Source organism: Paracidovorax konjaci (assembly GCF_900112675.1).
Taxonomy (GTDB): Bacteria; Pseudomonadota; Gammaproteobacteria; order Burkholderiales; family Burkholderiaceae_C; genus Paracidovorax; species Paracidovorax konjaci.
In genome coordinates this window covers 220007-237072 of the sequence record NZ_FOMQ01000006.1, presented here as the reverse complement: position 1 = coordinate 237072, position 17066 = coordinate 220007, and the positions used below count along the sequence as shown (strand labels likewise).

Below are 17066 nucleotides of genomic sequence, written 5' to 3'. Positions count from 1 at the left end.
GGATCACATCGATTGCGGAATGCCACAATTGTTGACAATCTCCGCTCTACCGTGCGTTCCGCACCACAGCACACTCCGGGTCCGGCCGCAGCACTGCCGTGCACACCGCGGGTGTGCCCGCCGCCGTTCCATTTCCTGTTGCCTGCCTGCTCTCCGCTCCCGTCCGCATGTTCCTGCCCGCCGCCCCTCCGACACCCCGTTCCTGCCCGTTCCCGGCCGCGCCCGTGGCCCCCCGGCGGGGCCGGGTCCTGCGTGCCCTCCATGCGCTGCGGGCGGGCGCCCTGGCGGCGGGCCTGGCGGGCACGGCGCATGCGCAGCCGGCGGGCGTGTCGGTGATGCACTGGTGGGTCTCGGGCGGCGAGCGCGCGAGCATGGACACGGTCCGCGACTTCGCCCTGGCGCGCGGCATCGGCTGGTCCGAGAGTTCATCACCCGGCAGCGGCACCGCGCGCTACACCGACGTGCTCGCCACCCGCGTGCGCGCCGGGCAGGTGCCCTCGGCCGCGCAGATGATCGGCTACGAGATCCATGAGTGGGCGCGCCGCGGACTGCTGGACAACCTGGACGACATCGCCGCGCGCGAGGAATGGGACGAGGTGGTACCCGACGAGATACAGCGCATCTCCAAGTGGCAGGGCCACTGGGTCGCCGCGCCGTTCAACGCGCACTCCACCAACTGGCTCTGGGTGAACCGGGCCCTGGCCGCCCGCCTGGGCGCCACGCGCCCGCCCGACACCTGGGACGACCTGATCGCCCTGCTCGACCGCGCACGCGCCGCGGGCATCGCGCCCATCGCGGTGGGCCACGAGGCCTGGGAGCACACGCTGCTGTTCGAATCGGTCGCGGCGGGCACGGGCGGCGCGGCGTTCTACCGGCGCGCGTTCGTCGATCTCGACCCCGAGGCGATCACCGGCCCCGTGGCGACCGCGATCTTCGAGCGCATGCGCAAGCTCTCGGACTACCTCGACCCGGGCTTCATGCGCCGCCGCTGGGACGAGGCCACCGTGCGCGTGGCGCGCGGCCAGGCGCTGATGCAGATCCAGGGCTCGTGGGTGGATGGCGAATTCCGCGTGCGCGGCCTGTACGCGGGCGTGGACTACCAGTGCTGGCGCTTCCCGGACACGCAGGGCATGGTGCTGTTCAACAGCGACCAGTTCATCTTCTTCCGGCGGCCCGCGCGCGAGCGCGAGGCCCAGCTGCACCTCGCCTCCATCCTCCTGGACCGCGACCTGCAGACCGCCGTCAACCTGCGCACCGGCGCGGCACCCGCCCGCGTGGACGTGCGCGAGGCGCCCTTCAACACCTGCGGCCGCCAGGCCATCGCCGAGCTGCGCGGGGCCAACATGCGCCGCACGCTGCTCGGCTCCATCGGCATGGGCAATGCCCATCCGTCGGCCGTGAAGGTCGCCATCTACGACGTGGTCACGCGGCACCTGCAGCGCCAGATCGACACCCCCACCGCGGTGGCGGCGCTGCGCGAGGCCATCGCGCGCAACCGCTGAACGCGCCGCCGCCCTTTTTTTCCATCCATCGCATCCGGAGCCGCCGCATGGACCGTGCACGCCAGCTATCGCACCTCCCGCTCACCGCCAAGGTGGTGTTCCTCGTCGCCCTTATGGGCGTGATCTCGATCGCCACGGCGGTCTACACCACGGTGACGATGCGCGGCATCACCGACGACTACAAGGCCCTGATCGACCGCGAGGCCCAGAGCGCGCTGCACGTGAGCGACGCGGCGCTGCTGCTGGGCGAATCGAGCCGGCTGGTCTACGCTGTGCTCACCGAGCAGAACGAGAACACCATGCGCGGCGCGCTCGTGAGCCTGGAGCGGCTGCAGGCGCAGTTCCAGGCGCAGATCGAGACCACGGAGCGGCTCGTGCCCGGCGATGCCGGCGCGCTGCGGTCCATCCGCGAGCAGGCCGCGCAATCGTTCGCGCTGGCCGCGCGCATCGTGGACGCCGCCTCCCGATGGCGCGGCGACCGGGCGCTGCAGATCATCCACGGCGAATTCGAGCCCACGCTGCGCGCGCTGCAGCAGGCCATGAACCGCCAGCGCGACGAATCGACCAACCGCTTCCAGACCGCCTCGGCCCGGCTCGGGCAGCTCACGAGCAGCACCATCCTCAATACCGCGCTGGCCGTGGCGGGCGGCCTGGCCGTGGTGATCGCGCTCTCGACCTGGGTGGCCATCTCGCAGATCTCGCGGCCCATCATGCTGCTCACGCGGCACATGGAGCGCCTCACCGACCGCAACTACGGCGACGCCATCACCGGCACCGGCCGCCGCGACGAGGTGGGCACCATGGCCAAGGCCCTGCAGGTGTTCCGCGACAGCATGCAGCGCGAAGACCGGCTGGCCGTGGAGGTGGCGGCCAGCGCCGAGGCGCGGCGCCTGTCGGAGCAGCTCGTCGACCTGACCGGCGCCATCCCCGGCGCGGTGTTCCAGTTGCGCATGGACGCGGACGGCGGGCACCGGTTCCTCTTCGCGAGCGAGAAGGCCGAGGACCTGCAGGGCCTGCCCGCGCACGAGCTGCTGGGCCTGCAGGGCCCGCTGCACGCCGCCTACGGCCTGCCCGAGGCGGGCCAGGAACCGCTGCGGGAGGCCTTCGCCCACAGCCTGCGCACCCTGGAGCCGCTGGATTTCGACGTGGAGGTGCAACGCGGCGAGCGCACGCGCTGGATCAAGACGCTGGCCACCGCGCGCGCCCTGCCGGGCAACGCCGTGCTGTTCAACGGCGTGTGGCTCGATGTCACCGAGCAGCGCAACCAGGCGCGCGCGCTCGCGCAGGTGGCCGAGGAGAAGGCCACCTTCCTCGCGGTGATGAGCCACGAGATCCGCACACCGCTCAACGCGAGCCTGGGCCTGGCCCAGCTCGCGCTGAAGGAGCCGTTGCCGCCCGCGCAGCAGGACCGCGTCGAGAAGATGTTCCAGGCCGGGCGGCGGCTGCTGGGCATCGTGAACGACACGCTGGATTTCTCGAAGATCGACGGCGGGCACCTCGTGCTGGAGGACGTGCCCTTCGACGTGGAACGACTGCTGGACGACCTCTCCGACCTGTTCGTGCACCAGGCCCGCGAAAAGGGCCTGACGCTGCGCATCGGCATGCCGGACACGGTGCCCCGGCACCTGGTGGGCGACCCGCACCGCATCGCGCAGATCCTCACGAACTTCGTGAACAACGCCCTCAAGTTCACCCAGGCCGGCGAAGTGGCCGTGGCGCTGGATGCCATCGCCCAGGACGGCGACGGGCTGCTGCTGCGCGGCACCGTGCGCGACACCGGCATCGGCCTGACCGCGGCGCAGCGGGACCACCTGTTCCAGGCCTTCCACCAGGCGGATGCCACCATCACGCGGCGCTTCGGCGGCACGGGCCTGGGGCTGGCCATCTCGCGCCAGCTGGCCCAGCGCATGGGCGGCGAGACCGGCGTGGAGAGCGCGCCCGGCCTGGGCAGCACCTTCTGGTTCACGGCGCGCGTGCGGCGCGCGGACACCGCCGCGCAGGAGGGGCTCGCGGCCCGCGCCGGCGCGGACGGTGCCCGTGCGGCCCCGCGCCGCGCGCCGGCCGCGCTGGCCGGCCGCCGCGTGCTGCTGGTGGACGACAACGAACTCAACCGCCTCGTCGCCACGGGCCTGCTGGAAGCGGGGGGGCTGCGCGTGGACACCGCCAACGACGGCGTACAGGCGATCGACCAGCTGGTCCGCGCGCCGGACGGCACCTACGACGCCGTGCTCATGGACATGCAGATGCCGGTCATGGACGGCCTGACCGCCACGCGCCGCCTGCGCGCGCAGGCGCGCTTCGCCACGCTGCCGGTGATCGCCATGACCGCCAACGCCGCCCCGCAGGACATCGAGCGCACGCGCAGCGCGGGCATGGACGACCACCTCTCCAAGCCGGTGCTGGAAGGCGCGCTGTGGGCGGTGCTCACGCGCTGGCTGGCGCCGGAAGCCGCCACGGCACCCGCCGCCACGGCCGCGCCCCGGGCGCCCGAGCCCGTGCCGGACGCCCAGGCCGTGGCCGCGCTGCCGGCCTTCGACGCGGCCGCCGTGCGGGAGCTGCAGGACCTGCTGCCCGCGGACCGCCTGGCAGCACTGCGCGAGCGCTTCATCCAGGACAGCGAGGCGCGCATGCGGCGCACCGCGCAGGCCTGCGCGCAAGCCGACTGGACCGCGCTGCGCGAAGAAGCGCACGAGTGGGGCGGCACCGCGGGCCTCTTCGGCCTGCAGCGCCTGGGCGCGCTCACGCGCGTGCTGGAAGACGCCGCGCTGCAGGCCCTGGCGGCAACGCGCCCGCAGGCAGCCGGCAGCCACGGCGAGGCCGGTACGGACGCCGATGCCGGCGGCCCGCCCGCCGCGGTGCTGGACGCCACGCGCACGGCCCTGGCCGAGGGCGTGGCGCAATTGCGGGCGCATGCCCTGGCGGCCACCGGAACGGCCTCCCGTGCGGCGGGGCCCCAGGCCTAGCCGGCCGGGGCCGTCAGAACTCGGCGTGCAGCCGCACCGAGAAGATGTCCACCGGCCCGCGGTCGCGGTTGTAGCCCGGGTGCACGATGTGCTGCGCACCCAGCGACACGGCCGTCTGCAGCGGGCCTGCCGCCGTCTGCGCGGGCGGCAGCACGAGGCGGTAATACGCCTCCCACACGCGCTCGCTGCCGTAGCGCAGCGCACCGTCGCCCAGGAAGGCGCCCTGCCCGCCCGCGGCCAGGTAGTCGCGGTGGCTGGCCGACAGCGCATTCACCGCCAGCGCAGCGCCCATGCGGTCTGCCGGGCGGCCCCAGGCCGCACCCGACCATTGCCCGCCCACAGACACCTGGCGGTCGATCTCGGTGAACGCATAGGTCTCCTGGCGGCCGCCGCTGCGGCCCGCGCGCGCGAACAGGCCGGCGTCCGGGCCCAGCGGAACCTCCAGCGTCAGCGCCCAGCCGCTCTTGGTCTGCAGGCGCCGCACGTCCGCCACGCTGGGCACGCCGCCCGCGGCCCGGCCTGCCGCCAGCGCATCGCCGAAGCCGCCCATCACCGCACGGTTGCGGAACAGCAGCACCCGGCCGCGCAGCGGGCCCGCGGGCAGGGCCACGGGCAGGTCGGACTCGGCCTCGATCTGGTCGCCGTAGTGGCGCTGCCAGTCGCGGTCGAGCTTGGGGCCGTTGGACTCGCGCGGCTGCAGCGCGCGCCCGCCGCGCACCGCCCACTGCGGCGTGCGGTACTCGAGGATGCCCGCCCAGGTGTAGCCGCGCGCGTCGGCCGCATAGTCCCAGGCGCCCGGCGTGAGAAACGACCAGTTGAAGAACTGCTCGCGCGGGTCCTTGGCGTAGGGGTTCGGATCGAAGTAGTCGAGCAGCGACACGTTGCCCGCCACCAGCGTCCACCGGCGCGCGGTGGAGGTGCCGCCCATCTCGTTGAAATCGGGTTCGATGCGCTCGGCCTCGCCGCCCGCGTCCCAGCGCTGCAGCAGGAAGAAGCGCGCGCGGTAGGCCTTCAGCCGCGCGCCCGAGGAGCGTGCCAGTTCACCGTTGGAGAGCCCGCCCGCCCCCGCCAGGTGCGACAGCGGAATGCCCTGCGCGGCCTCCGGGTTGAAATGCCACTGCGCGCCGTCCCAGGCGCGCAGCGCCAGATCGGCCGTCGCGGTGAAGGAGTACGAGCGCTCCCGTGTGGGCACGAGGCTGTTGGGGCCGGTGTAGGCGGCATCGAAGGCCGGCTTGCGCTGCCAGATGTAGGTGGTCTGGGCATGCAGCGCCACGCGCGGCGGCTCCTCCGGATCCCCCGGGGCGGGCACGTCCGGCGCGGCGCGGGCCGGGGTGGCGGCAGCCAGGGCCAGCCAGGCCGCGGCAGACAGGAAGGTGGCGGCGCAGGGGCGGCGAGGCGCCAGCGGGCGCACGGAACGGAGGCGGGGAAGCGTGGACATGGGGCGGCATTCTGGCAGCGCCCGGCGGCACGGTCGTGTCGAACCGCCCGGTGTGACGCGCGCGCCACACCGGCCGTGCAGTCGCCTCAGCGCAGGGGCCGGCGCGGCGGCAGCCCGGCCGCGGTGCTCGACGAGACCGGCACGCCCCCGATGGCGGGCTCCGGTGCCGGCGCCGAGGCGGCCGCGGGCGCGGGAGCGGCGCCTTGCTGCGTGCCATCGGCGGCTGCAGCGGCCGGTGCCGTGCCCCCCGGCGCCGGGGATGCGCCGGCCGCCACCACCGGCGCGGCCACCGGACCCCGCGCAGGCAGCGAACGCCGCCAGGCGCCGATCACCACCTCGTTCACGAAGGCGCGGTCGAGCCACAGCCACACCACGATCGGCGCGAGCGTGGGCACCACCAGCGACCCCAGCTGGTAGCCGTAGACCAGCGCCTCCATCTGCCACTGCTCGACGCGCAGTGCGCGCACGTCGAACTGCGCCGTGAGCAGCAGCTGCATGAGCAATTGCATGGCCAGGCTGAAGGCCTGCAGCGGCACCAGCAGCGCAAAGCCCGCCAGCGCGCGCACCGCACGGCCCGGCCCGCGCGCGGCCAGCAGCAGCGCCAGGAAGATCGGCAGCCCGTAGGCATAGCGGCCCGGATCGGATTCGAGGGTGATCTCGACCATGCGGTTGCCGGTCTGCTGCGTGGCGATCGCCACCGAGGTGTCCACTTCGAGGCGGCCCGGCGCAAGGCGCGACTCGCGCACCCAGCCGGGCGCCGTGTGCTCCATCGCCACCGCCGCGACCATGCCGACGGGGTAGGAAGTCCATGGCGACACCCGGGTCCACGCGAGCGTGAGCACCACGACCCCCACGAAGAGGCCGATGACGAATGCCTTCAGGCTGGCAGCGCGGCGCATCGCGGCACGCGCCTTCAGGCCAGGGCCGCGGCCGGCGGCGTGGCGGGCGGCTCGCCGGATTCGGGCGGCTGCGCGCCGCGGCTGCCCGCGCGCACCCACAGCAGCCAGACGATGAGCACGTCCACCATGATGAGCGCCTGCCAGAGGTATTCGTGCGCGAAATTGAACACCGGGGTGCTCCACTGCCCCAGGTAGAACAGACTGATCACCCGCACGATGTTGAGCGCCTGCACCGCCACGAAACCCGCCACCAGCCCGATGAGCTTGTGCCGCCACGTGGAAGGAAACGCCATCACCGCGGCGAACAGCACGATGCACGCCTCGATGCCGTTGCAGCCCGCCTCGATCGACACGCCGAACCCCGTCTCGTGGTTCCAGAGCACCTTGCCCGCCGCTGCGGCCGAGCTGTCGAACCACATCACCAGCGTTGCGCAGATCCGCGCGAGCAGCGCCGTCCACGGCAGGACGAGGTGCTGCTGCACCCAGTTGAGCATGTTGATGCCGAAGAGGGAGAGCTGAAGCGTGAGGAAGATGAGGAAGAAGCGCAACATGGCCGGGAAAGCTCCGCGAGGGCGGTGGAAAGACCGCTGCATATTATCGAGGCCGCCCACCCACGCCTACCCGGGGAAAAGCCTGCGGATCGGCGGTCAACTCCGGGGCAACGTGCTCCCCCACGGTCTGGCCGCCAATGCTGTTGCCGCATCAGCAATTAGCTGCGTTTTTTTAACGGATGCACAAAAGAGCCGCAACAACCAGTCACCAAATCAAAAGAGGCACGGCCTGATCGATCACTATGATTCCGCGCTTGGCACAGTCGGGAGGGGCTATGCCAGTGATCCTTACATAGAGCAGGGAAAACATGCTGCACATTGATCTACAAGGCATGCTCACGACATCACGAGTGCAACCGCGCCGATTCACCATGATCGAGCGTTCGCCGATGAAAACCATTTCAGGAATCGTCGTTCATCAGACCGGATCAGCCAACGAGCAAAGCGTTTTTGCAAGCTACCGGGCTGGAGGAAACGGTGCCCATTTCCTTATCGGGAAGAACGGCGTCATCTATCAAACCGCTTCCGTGAATCATCGAACCAACCACGTGGGTCCTCTGAAAGCACGGTGTCTTGCCGAACACCGATGCACTGCTGCCGCTTTTCAGAAATCAAAGGAATTTCCGCAGGGAAGCGCGGTTGAGCGCATGAACAAAATCGAGATGACCAAGGCTGTTCCGGTCCGGTACCCCAGCAATGTGGATTCGATAGGTATCGAAATAGTGGGAATGTCCTCACTGCCCCCGAATGTGAGGATGCCTGCGGGACTGAGCAAAGCCCAGCAAGATGCGTTTTTGGGCGAAAAATCGGTGTACGAGCCTGTCAATGCTGTGCAAAACGACTCCTTGCGGTGGCTCATCAATGGATTGACCGACACGCTTCGCATCAGTTCATCGGAAATTCATCGACATCCGGATGTAAGCCGGAAAAACGTCACCGAAGCGAGCACTGCATCATGGCGCTGAAAAACCGCGCTATTGCTGCACTGTGTTTTGTTGTTCACACCCATGTGATTTCTGCACAGGAATCCCAAGGGAGGCAACCCTTGCCAAGACTGCCCCCCTTGGGCACGGTTTCGTCCATTCAAATCACCCGGGCCACTGCGGAAAATGCCGTGGGGGAGAAAGCCCCCTGCACGGGCATGCGGCCTTTGGCGGAGCGTGACGTCCGCCACTTCCTGGGCCATGCGCGCCCGATCAGCCGGCGCGCCGCTCTGCACGACCATTTCCTCACAGGCGACTGCTACACGGAGGCCAGGCTCACATTCAAGGATGGGCGCGTGGCAACGCTGGGCATCGCCAACGATGCGGGTACTGCCCGGCTCACGCCTGTGGTGCAGGGCAAGGAGCAGGAGCATGGGCACCATTTGCGCTGCGCGCAATGCGCGGGGTTGCTCGATCTGCCGGGCCGGCTCCCGCCGCAGTGACGGGGCTTGCCCATCCCCTCGGGCCGCCAGGCAATAAAAAAGGCCGCGCGAGCGTTGCAGACGCTCCCGCGGCCCCGGCCCCGGGTGGGGGCCTGCGCGCCGGGACGGTTTACGCCAGCAGCGCGTTGACGCGCTTCACATAGGCCGCCGGGTCTTCCGGCAGGCCGCCTTCGGCCAGCAGGGCCTGGTCGAAGAGGATGTGCGCCAGGTCGTGGAAGTGGACGCTGCCGTCCAGCTTCTTCACCAGCGCATGCTCGGGGTTCACCTCCAGCACGGGCCGGGTTTCGGGCAGGGACTGGCCGGCCTGCTTCATGAGGCGCGCGAGCTGCGTGCTCATGCCGTCTTCCTGCACCACGAGGCAGGCCGGCGAATCGACGAGGCGGGTGGTCACGCGCACGTCGCCGGCCTTGTCCTTGAGGGCTTCCTTCAGCTGGGCGAGCATGGGCTTGAAGGCTTCGGCCGCCTCTTCGGCCGCCTTCTTTTCGGCCTCGTCCTGCAGCTTGCCCAGATCCACCGCGCCCTTGGCGACGGACTGCAGCGGCGTGCCGTCGAAGTCGTGCAGGTAGTTGAGCGCCCACTCGTCCACGCGGTCCGTCATGAGCAGCACCTCGATGCCCTTCTTCTTGAAGACTTCGAGCTGCGGGCTGTTCTTGGCGGCGGCCAGGGTGTCGGCGGTGATGTAGTAGATGGCCTCCTGGCCTTCCTTCATGCGGGCCTTGTAGTCGGCCAGCGAGACGGTCACCGTGTCGGTGGTGGTGGAGGCGAAACGCAGCAGCTTGGCCAGCCGGTCGCGGTTGCCGAAGTCCTCGCCCAGGCCTTCCTTCAGCACGGCGCCGAACTCGGCATAGAACTGCGTGTACTTGCCTTCCTTGGCCTTGTCCTCGTCGCTCACCACGTCGGTGACGCCGTCGTCTCCCTCGCCGGCCGCCGCCGCGTGGCGGCCATGGCGGGCCAGGTCTTCGAGCATGGAGAGCACGCGCTTGGTGGAGCCTTCGCGGATGGCGCGCACGTCGCGGCTTTCCTGCAGCAGCTCGCGGCTCACGTTGAGCGGCAGGTCGCTGGAGTCGATCACGCCCTTCACGAAGCGCAGGTAGGTGGGCATCAGCGCCTCGGCCTCGTCCATGATGAAGACGCGCTTCACGTAGAGCTTCACGCCGGCCTTCTTGTCGCGGTTCCAGAGGTCGAACGGCGCCTTGGCGGGGATGTAGAGCAGTTGCGTGTATTCGGTGTTGCCCTCGACGCGGTTGTGGCTCCAGGTGAGCGGGTCCTCGTGGTCGTGGCTGATGGCCTTGTAGAACTCGCGGTACTGCTCGTCGGTGATGTCCTTCTTGGCGCGCGACCAGAGGGCGCTGGCCTTGTTGACGGGCTCCCATTCGCCGGTCTGGACCATCTGGCCGGGGTCGCCCTCCTTCTCGCCGTCCTTCCACTCTTCCTTTTCCATGAGGATGGGCAGGCTGATGTGGTCGGAATACTTGGCGATGACGGACTTGAGCTTCCAGGCGTTCAGGAACTCCTCGGCCTCGTCCCGCAGGTGCAGGATGATGCTGGTGCCGCGCTGCGCGCGCGTGATGGCCTCCACCTCGAAGTCGCCCGTGCCCGCGCTGGTCCAGCGCACGCCCTGCTCGGGCGGCACGCCCGCGCGGCGCGATTCCACGGTGATCCTGTCGGCGACGATGAAGCCCGAGTAGAAGCCCACGCCGAACTGGCCGATGAGCTGGGCGTCCTGCTTCTGGTCGCCCGAGAGGCGGCTCATGAAGTCCTTGGTGCCGCTCTTGGCGATGGTGCCCAGGTGGTCGATGGCCTCCTGCTCGCTCATGCCGATGCCGTTGTCGGTGATGGTGAGCGTCTTGGCGGCCTTGTCGAAGGACACGCGCACTTCGAGGTTGGGTGCGTCTTCGTACAGGCCGGCATTGTTCAGGGCCTCGAAGCGCAGCTTGTCGCAGGCGTCGGACGCATTGGAGATCAGCTCGCGGAGGAAGATCTCCTGGTTGGAGTACAGCGAATGGGTGACCAGGTGCAGCAGTTGCGAGACTTCGGCCTGGAAGGAATGGGTGTGCTTGCTCATGGTTGGTGGTGTGCTCTTGTGAGAGGTTCGCAACGAAAGGGGAACGCCCCGCCAACTGGGGGCCGGGCGCGGATTATCAAGGATCGTCCCCGCGCGGCGCCTTCGGTGCCCGGCGCGCCCCTGCAGCGAAAGCTCCAGGGCATTTTGCCCCCATGCCGCCGGATCCATTCAATAGTTTGCTATTAAATATATAGCAAACAAACTTGTGAATGCGGGGGCCGCCCGGCGGGGCCGGGCGCGCCACCCATGCCGGGCACGGCCAGCGGCGCCGGATCAGAACCGTTCGTTCGGCCCCAGGTAGCGCCACTGCCCCGCGGGCAGGTTGCCGAGCACCACGCGGCCGATGCGGATGCGCTTCAGGCCCACCACCTTGAGGCCCACCAGTTCGCACATGCGGCGGATCTGGCGCTTCTTGCCCTCGGTCAGCACGAAGCGCAGTTGCTCGGGGTTCTGCCAGTCCACGCGGGCGGGCTTGAGCGCCTGGCCGTCCAGCGAGAGGCCGTGGCAGAGCCGCGCGAGCTGGTCGGGCGGGAAGGCGGCCTGCACGTCGGTGGCCACGTCGCCGTAGTGCACGCGCACGAGGTACTCCTTCTCCATGCCGGAGTCCTCGCCGATCAGTTGCCGTGCGATGCGCCCGTCCTGCGTGAGCACCAGCAGCCCCACCGAGTCGATGTCGAGCCGGCCGCAGGGCGCGATGCCGCGCAGTTGCGGGGGAGAGAAGCGCTGGCGGCTCGGGTCCTCGCGCCAGTGCGTGCGCGGGTTGATGAGCGCGACCGCGGGCGTGTGGCCGTCCTCGGCCTGCCCGCTGACGTAGCCCATGGGCTTGTGCAGCAGGATGGTCACCTGCCGCTCCTGCTGGCCCTGGGCTGCGGGGTCCACTTCGATGCGGTCGAGCGGCGTTACCTGCAGCCCCATCGGCGCCACCTGGCCGTTCACGCGCACCCAGCCCTGCTCGATCCAGGCATCGGCCTCGCGGCGTGAGCACAGGCCCAGCTCGGCCATGCGCTTGTTGAGGCGCGCGGTCCCTGCCGGGCCCTCTGCCCGCGCCACGCTGCCGATGTGCCCCGGGCCGGCGGGGGCCCGGTCCGGGCGCGCCGGTGCCGGCGCGCGCACGGCGGCGGGGCCACCGGCCGCCCGCGGGGCCGGCGGCGGCGCGGCGCTCCGGACCGCGGGGGCCGCGGCGGCCTCGGTCGAGCGCAGGGTGAACCGCCCCGGAGGCCGTGCGCCACCCTTGCGGGGCGGGGAGGAAGGCGCACCGGGCGCGGAAGAAGACGCGGGCTGGCCGGCACGGGCGCCGCCCGGGGGCAGCGACAGGCGGGAACGGGAAGACGGATCGGACATGGCGCTATTTTGGCGCGGCGGCCGTGGCCTGCCATCCGAGGAAGTCGTCGGCGGGCATGGGCCGGCCGATGTGGTAGCCCTGCGCCTCGTCGCAGTACAGGGCCCGCAGCCGGTCCAGGATGGTGCCGGACTCCACGCCTTCGGCCACCACCGACAGGCCCAGGTTGTGCGCGAGATCGATGGTGGAGCGCACGATCTGCTCGTCGCCGTGGTCCACCACCATGCCCATGACGAAGGACTTGTCGATCTTCAATTCATCCACGGGCAGCCGCTTGAGGTAGGCCAGCGAGGAATAGCCCGTGCCGAAATCGTCGATGGAGAGCTTGAAGCCCTGGGCGGACAGGCGGTTGAGCGTGGCCTCGGCGCGCTCCGGATCGTCCATGATGGCGCTTTCGGTGATCTCCAGGCAGAAGGCGCCGGCGGCCACGCCGTGGCGCGCCATGATGGCTTCCAGCCGCGTGCTCAGCTCCGGGTCCATCAGGTCGCGCGTGGAGAGGTTGACCGAGATGCGCAGCCCCAGCGGGCGCACCTGCGGCCGCGCCAGGTAGGCCGCGGCCTCCTCGAACACCCAGAGCGTGAGCTGGCGCACGAAGCCCGTCTGCTCGGCGAACGGGATGAACTGCATGGGCGGCACCAGGCCGCGCGCGGGGTGCTGCCAGCGCACCAGCGCCTCGGCGCCGCAGCCCGACTGCCCGTTCAGGCCCAGCTTGGGCTGCAGGAACAGGCGCAGCTCGCCCGCCTCGACCGCATGGCGCAGTTCGGAGAGCAGCGACAGGCCTCCCGCGCTGGAGGACTCCATCGAAGGGTCGTAGAGCAGCGCACCGTTCAAGCGCCGCTTGGCCGCGTACATGGCGATCTCGGCGTGGCTCAGCAGCGTGTCGGCATCGCCGGCCGGGCCGGGCCAGCAGGCGATGCCGATGCCCGCGCTCAAGTCGACCATCTGGTCGTCGAACGCCAGCGGCGACTCGAACGCGCGCGTGATGCGCTGCGCCATGTCCACCGCGGCGGCCATGTCGGCGGCGGGCATCAGCAGCGCGAATTCGTTGCCCCCCAGCCGCGCGACCAGATCGTGCGGCGAGCGCAGGTGCGCGCCGATGCGGGCCACCACGGCCTGCAGCAGCCGGTCGCCCAGCGCATAGCCCAGCACGTCGTTGACGTGCTTGAAGCGGTCGAGGTCGAGCGCGATGACGGCCAGCGGCTCGCCCAGGCGCTCCCCGTGCTGCAGGGCTTCCATCAGCATGCGGCGGAAGCGCTCCCGGTTGGGCACGCCGGTGAGCCGGTCGGTGTCGGCCAGGCGGCGGATCTCCCCCTGCTGGGTCGCGATGTCGATGCGCATGCGGTCGAACGACCGCGCGAGGTTGCCGATCTCGTCCCGGCGGCGCGTGTGCTCGATCGGCACTTCGTAGTCGCCGCGCGAGATGCGCTGCGTGGCGGCCACCACCGAACGCAGCGGCGTCGCCACGCGCCGCGCCATGATGGCGAAGCCCAGCGCGAAGAGCACCACGCCGCCCAGCGTGATCGCGCCCAGCAGCAACTGCAGCTGGCGATAGGGGTCGAGCACCTCGTCGAGCGAGCGCAGCAGCAGCGCCCGGCTGTCGCCGTTGACGCTCTCCATCCCCACCGTGCGGACCAGCATGGTGCCGGCGCCCATGCGAACCTCGCTTTCGCCCTGCAGCGCGGCCAGCACCTCCCGGTCTCCCGCGGGCAGCGTGCTCACGGGCACGGCGACGCTGCCCTCCGCGCGCCGCACGACGATGGCCACGTCCACCGCCTGCAGCTGCTGCATCTCCGTCGCCAGCGTCTCGTCGATCGGAAAGCCCATGAGCACCCAGCCGATCACGAGCGGCGCGCGCATCGGCACCATGACGAACTGGTAGGGCATGCCGCCCACCACCGCGATCTGGCTCCCCTGCGGATGCGCGGTGAGCGCGGGCACCACGCCGCGTAGCGCAGCGCGGTGGTCGCCCGGAATGTGCGAGATGGTGGAGATCACCAGCTGCATGCGCGTGTCGAGCAGCGCGGCAACGGCCGCGCCGATGCGCCCGCCATGGTTCTCCAGCACGGATTCGATGGTTTCCGCGTCGCCCGAATTCACGGCGGAGCGGAACCCGTAGTCGGCCGCCAGCAGCGCGGAGGCCTGCTGCAGCCGCTCGGCGTTCTGGTTGATGAGGCGCCGCCAGACACGCTCGTCCGAATCCAGCCCCCGGGCGATCTGCACGCGCGCATTGCGCTCGATGGAGGCGCGCACCACCGCGAAACCTGCTGCCTGCACGATCAGCAGCAACAGCAGCGAGATGGCCGCCAGCCGGAACATCAGGCTGCGGCCCAGGGCGCTCCAGGTCACGGCACCACCCCCGCCAGCCGCACGGCCACCGGCGCGCCACCGGGCTCGGCCACCACGAGCGGCACCGCCTGTGCCGGCGCGCCGACCGGCAGGCCCGGGTGCCATACGCGCAGCGTGTATTCGCCGGGCGGCACCTTGTCGATGCGCGCGCCGCCCGAGGCCTCGGAGCGCGCGAAATAAGGGGTCTCGACCACCAGCACCCAGCCCACCATCTGGTCGTGGATGTTGCAGCCCAGCACCACGACGCCGGGCTGGTCGAACAGCACGGGATTGGCGGGCACGCCGGAGTAGAGCTTCAGCTCGAACTTCTTGGCCGGCGAGAACGAATAGACGTGGTGGCGCACCGTGTCGTGGTTGGGGAACTGAACCGACGTGCCCGCCGTCACCACCAGGACATCGGGCACGAAGCGCCGCTTCTCCTGGGCCACTTCGGCAGCCGCGAGGGGTTTGGCCTGCCGCTTGGCCTGCACCGAATCGAGGAACGCGACAGCGCCCGGCAGCGGCTTGCCCGCACCATCCTGGATCTGCACCTGGACCAGCGCCGCCGAGGCCCCTCCGCCCCAGAGGGACATGGCCAGCGCCGCCGCCAACGCCGTCACACCTGTTTTCATCACGTCACCTCAGCACGCATATGTAACAAAATCGCCGCTTTCCGGCGTAGCCGGTCAGGAGTCTGGCAGGATAAGCAAAGTCTTCAAACAAGCTATGAATTCAATAGCTAGAACCGATGGCAGAAGCTGGAAATGGAGTGCTCCAATGAAACCACCGAACCCTGTCTCAACAGTGCGGAGCATGCCAGCGAAGCGCGCGGCATGTGCCGGCTATTTGTAACAACACCAGAGTCTCCATTGGCACTCATCTTGCAGTGAACTCGTCGACGATGGGCCGATCGGTCCGGGAAAACACCATGCAGGCTGTCTCATTCCTCCGCTCCCTCTCCATTTCGCGCCGCCTCTTTCTGGGATTCGGCTGCATGCTGGCCCTCGTGGTCGCCGTCGCCGTCCTGGGGCACCTGTCGACCTCGGGCATGAACCGGCAACTGCAGCAGATCACCGGCGTGGGCGCCGCCAAGGCGCGGCTGGCCAACGACATGTTGCAGACCGTGAGCGCCACCGGCCTGCATGCGCGTTCTGCCGCCATGCTGGGCGACATCGACCCCAAGAATGCCGAGGACCAGGCGCGCAAGGCCTCCGGGATCCTGCAGCGCTACGGCAAGCAGGAATCCGAGCTGACGGCGCTGCTGGACAGCAGCGGCGCCACCTCCGACGAGCGCCAGTTGCTGGCCGACGTGCAGGCCCAGGCCCGCAAGACCCGCCCCGAACTGGAAGGCGCGCTCAAGCTGGTGACGGACGGCGACACGGTGAGCGCCACGCTGGGCCTCATGACCCGGGTGGCGCCGCCCGAGGCCGTCTGGCGGGAAAAGCTCGTCCAATTGGTCGAGTTGCAGAACACCCTCAACGCCGAGGCCGCTGCCGCGGCCGAGCAGACGCAGACCCGCTCGCGCGTGACGGGCGGTGCACTCGTGGCGCTGGCCATCGCCCTGGGCCTGCTGATCGCGTGGCGCACCACGGCCACCATCACCCAGCCCATCGGCCGCGCCGTGGTCGTGGCCGAGCGCATCGCGCGGGGCGACCTCACCTCGCGGGTGGAAGTACGCATCCAGGACGAGACGGGCCGGCTGCTGGAGGCCATCGCCGCCATGCAGGAGCGCCTGCGCTCCCTGGTCGGGCACATCAGCACCACGGCCGATTCGATCCTGCTGGCCAGCTCCGAGGTGGCCTCGGGCAACCTCGACCTGAGCCACCGGACCGAGCAGACCTCCAGCAACCTGCAGGAGGCCGCCTCCGCACTGGAGGACCTGACCCACACCGTGCACCAGGGGGCCGACGCCGCGCGCCAGGCCAACCAGATGACGGCCTCGGCCGCGCAGGTCGCCGCGCGCGGCGGCGAAGTGGTGTCGCAGGTCGTGCGCACCATGGACGTCATCAGCGCCAGCTCGCGCAAGATCGCCGACATCATCGGCGTGATCGACGGCATCGCCTTCCAGACCAACATCCTGGCGCTGAACGCGGCCGTGGAAGCGGCCCGCGCGGGCGAGCAGGGCCGCGGCTTCGCCGTGGTGGCGGGCGAAGTGCGCGCCCTGGCGGGGCGCAGCGCCGAAGCCGCACGGGAGATCAAGGCCCTGATCCTCGCGAGCGCGGGCCAGGTACAGGAAGGCACGGCGCTGGTCGGCCAGGCCGGCACCACCATCGGGGAGCTTGTGCAATCGGTGCAACAGGTGTCCTCCATCATGGGTGAGATCACCACCGCGGCCCACGAACAGAGCGACCGCCTCGGCCAGGTCAGCCAGTCGGTGAGCGCGCTCGAGACGATGACGCAGCAGAACGCCGCCCTCGTCGAGGAAAGCAGCGCCGCCGCGGGCAGCCTGAAGGAGCAGGCCGGGCGCCTCACGGAAATGGTGGGCGCCTTCCGGCTACAGCGCACCCCCGGCGAAGTGTCCTCCACGCTGGCCACGCCCGCGCTGCCCGGCTGACGGG

12 protein-coding genes are annotated in these 17066 nt (G+C 70.2%); 5 read left to right on the top strand and 7 right to left on the bottom strand.

What is annotated here, in order from left to right:
- The first annotated feature begins 167 nt into the window (after positions 1-167).
- Positions 168-1502 carry an ABC transporter substrate-binding protein gene (locus tag BM144_RS11450; protein ID WP_217644339.1) on the top strand — a complete coding sequence of 445 codons (1335 nt, stop codon included), beginning with the start codon at positions 168-170 and terminating at the stop codon, positions 1500-1502.
- Between the two features lie 47 nt (positions 1503-1549).
- Positions 1550-4465 carry a hybrid sensor histidine kinase/response regulator gene (locus tag BM144_RS11445; protein WP_092952275.1) on the top strand — a complete coding sequence of 972 codons (2916 nt, stop codon included), beginning with the start codon at positions 1550-1552 and terminating at the stop codon, positions 4463-4465.
- A gap of 13 nt (positions 4466-4478) precedes the next feature.
- Here BM144_RS11445 and BM144_RS11440 read toward each other — a convergent pair whose 3' ends face one another.
- From BM144_RS11440 to xrtH, 3 genes are all read right to left on the bottom strand, one after another.
- Positions 4479-5903: a carbohydrate porin gene (locus tag BM144_RS11440; protein ID WP_092952273.1), complete on the bottom strand. Its 1425-nt coding sequence runs from the start codon at positions 5901-5903 to the stop codon at positions 4479-4481.
- Positions 5904-5989: 86 nt separating this feature from the next.
- A complete protein-coding gene (locus BM144_RS11435; RefSeq protein WP_092952522.1) occupies positions 5990-6802 on the bottom strand; it encodes an exosortase H-associated membrane protein in 813 nt (270 codons plus the stop codon).
- A 14-nt stretch (positions 6803-6816) separates the two neighbouring features.
- A complete protein-coding gene (gene xrtH, locus BM144_RS11430; protein ID WP_092952271.1) occupies positions 6817-7353 on the bottom strand; it encodes an exosortase H in 537 nt (178 codons plus the stop codon).
- 308 nt (positions 7354-7661) lie between these two features.
- Here xrtH and BM144_RS11425 point away from each other — a divergent pair, with 308 nt between their 5' ends.
- Together BM144_RS11425 and BM144_RS11420 are read left to right on the top strand one after the other, a co-directional pair.
- Positions 7662-8318, top strand: coding sequence for a peptidoglycan recognition protein family protein (locus tag BM144_RS11425; RefSeq protein ID WP_092952269.1), 657 nt, complete (start codon positions 7662-7664; stop codon positions 8316-8318).
- A complete protein-coding gene (locus BM144_RS11420; protein WP_092952267.1) occupies positions 8309-8779 on the top strand; it encodes a hypothetical protein in 471 nt (156 codons plus the stop codon). Before BM144_RS11425 ends, BM144_RS11420 begins: the two co-directional genes overlap by 10 nt.
- Before the next feature lie 109 nt (positions 8780-8888).
- Here the strand turns inward: BM144_RS11420 and htpG are convergent, their stop codons facing one another.
- The 4 genes from htpG to BM144_RS11400 form a co-directional block, all read right to left on the bottom strand.
- Positions 8889-10844, bottom strand: a complete 1956-nt coding sequence (gene htpG / locus BM144_RS11415) for a molecular chaperone HtpG (RefSeq protein WP_092952265.1) — start codon at positions 10842-10844, stop codon at positions 8889-8891.
- A gap of 273 nt (positions 10845-11117) precedes the next feature.
- Positions 11118-11846 (bottom strand): pseudouridine synthase, encoded by a 729-nt coding sequence (locus tag BM144_RS11410; RefSeq protein ID WP_434802661.1) that lies wholly within the window; start codon positions 11844-11846, stop codon positions 11118-11120.
- Positions 11847-12189: 343 nt separating this feature from the next.
- Positions 12190-14529 carry a putative bifunctional diguanylate cyclase/phosphodiesterase gene (locus tag BM144_RS11405; protein ID WP_092952261.1) on the bottom strand — a complete coding sequence of 780 codons (2340 nt, stop codon included), beginning with the start codon at positions 14527-14529 and terminating at the stop codon, positions 12190-12192.
- Positions 14526-15140 carry a methylamine utilization protein gene (locus tag BM144_RS11400; protein WP_245783629.1) on the bottom strand — a complete coding sequence of 205 codons (615 nt, stop codon included), beginning with the start codon at positions 15138-15140 and terminating at the stop codon, positions 14526-14528. The genes BM144_RS11405 and BM144_RS11400 overlap by 4 nt, the downstream gene beginning before the upstream one ends.
- Positions 15141-15436: 296 nt before the next feature.
- Here BM144_RS11400 and BM144_RS11395 point away from each other — a divergent pair, with 296 nt between their 5' ends.
- Complete coding sequence (locus tag BM144_RS11395; RefSeq protein WP_092952520.1) at positions 15437-17062, top strand: methyl-accepting chemotaxis protein; 1626 nt, start codon at positions 15437-15439, stop codon at positions 17060-17062.
- Positions 17063-17066 lie beyond the last annotated feature (4 nt).

What these genes read in the sequence shown, in the direction of transcription:
- BM144_RS11450 (WP_217644339.1), top strand. Translation starts at nt 168, where the DNA reads ATGTTCCTGCCCGCCGCCCCTCCGACACCCCGTTCCTGCCCGTTCCCG.
- BM144_RS11445 (WP_092952275.1), top strand. Translation starts at nt 1,550, where the DNA reads ATGGACCGTGCACGCCAGCTATCGCACCTCCCGCTCACCGCCAAGGTG.
- BM144_RS11440 (WP_092952273.1), bottom strand. Translation starts at nt 5,903, where the DNA reads ATGTCCACGCTTCCCCGCCTCCGTTCCGTGCGCCCGCTGGCGCCTCGC.
- BM144_RS11435 (WP_092952522.1), bottom strand. Translation starts at nt 6,802, where the DNA reads ATGCGCCGCGCTGCCAGCCTGAAGGCATTCGTCATCGGCCTCTTCGTG.
- xrtH (WP_092952271.1), bottom strand. Translation starts at nt 7,353, where the DNA reads ATGTTGCGCTTCTTCCTCATCTTCCTCACGCTTCAGCTCTCCCTCTTC.
- BM144_RS11425 (WP_092952269.1), top strand. Translation starts at nt 7,662, where the DNA reads ATGCTGCACATTGATCTACAAGGCATGCTCACGACATCACGAGTGCAA.
- BM144_RS11420 (WP_092952267.1), top strand. Translation starts at nt 8,309, where the DNA reads ATGGCGCTGAAAAACCGCGCTATTGCTGCACTGTGTTTTGTTGTTCAC.
- htpG (WP_092952265.1), bottom strand. Translation starts at nt 10,844, where the DNA reads ATGAGCAAGCACACCCATTCCTTCCAGGCCGAAGTCTCGCAACTGCTG.
- BM144_RS11410 (WP_434802661.1), bottom strand. Translation starts at nt 11,846, where the DNA reads ATGGCCGAGCTGGGCCTGTGCTCACGCCGCGAGGCCGATGCCTGGATC.
- BM144_RS11400 (WP_245783629.1), bottom strand. Translation starts at nt 15,140, where the DNA reads ATGAAAACAGGTGTGACGGCGTTGGCGGCGGCGCTGGCCATGTCCCTC.
- BM144_RS11395 (WP_092952520.1), top strand. Translation starts at nt 15,437, where the DNA reads ATGCAGGCTGTCTCATTCCTCCGCTCCCTCTCCATTTCGCGCCGCCTC.